The organism is Streptomyces sp. RP5T, from assembly GCF_003933965.1.
Classification (GTDB): domain Bacteria; phylum Actinomycetota; class Actinomycetes; order Streptomycetales; family Streptomycetaceae; genus Streptomyces.
The window spans coordinates 1-641 of record NZ_RSAJ01001237.1; the positions used below are offsets into that span (position 1 = coordinate 1).

At 70.2% G+C, this 641-nt stretch carries 1 protein-coding gene; it reads left to right on the forward strand.

Annotation, left to right across the window (positions count from 1 at the left end; all coding sequences use genetic code 11):
* Window positions 1-569, forward strand: a 569-nt coding sequence (locus EHS43_RS45610; RefSeq protein ID WP_125196149.1) for a hypothetical protein, incomplete at its 5' end; no start/stop codon positions are given.
* Window positions 570-641: the final 72 nt, after the last annotated feature.

Genomic DNA, 641 nt, shown 5'->3' on the forward strand with positions numbered 1-641 from the left:
GGCGTGAGCTGCGGATTCGTACCGACGGGAATGGGCGGGCCTTCCTCGTGTTCGACAAGCTCTCCCCGCCCGGCAACAGCTTCTGGGGGCGGGTGCGGTTGCGGGTCGGTGGGTTTCCCAGTGCGCCGGACTGGGCGCACTGGACCATCGCCGAGGCGTCGGGGACCGGCTCGGCGACGCTCGTGCGACCGCTCGGCGGGCAGTACGCACCGACCGACCACGGCAACTTCTGGGGTGTCGGGTCCGATCTCGGGCCCACCGGGGACTGGACCTCCTGGAAGACCTCCTCGCCGGCCGTCGCGGGGACATGGCAGTGCGTCGAGTTCCATCTCGACGCCCGCGACAACCGCGTCAGCGTGTACCTGGACGGCGTACGGCAGTCCGACCTGACCGTGTCCACGAAGGACCACGGCGGCACCGCCGACGACTTCGTCTTCCCGGCCTTCGACAGGCTGAAGCTGGGCTGGCAGCTCTACCAGGCCGACCCCACGCCCGCGTCGTACGACATCCGCATGGACGACATCACGCTCGGCACGCGTCGCGTGGGCGGTTGTGGGAGCGAAGGCTGAAACGGGGATTGCGCCCCGCGTGCCGGGCGTGATCCACTTCGCCGGTCATGAGCTGAGCGGCCTCCGGGGAGG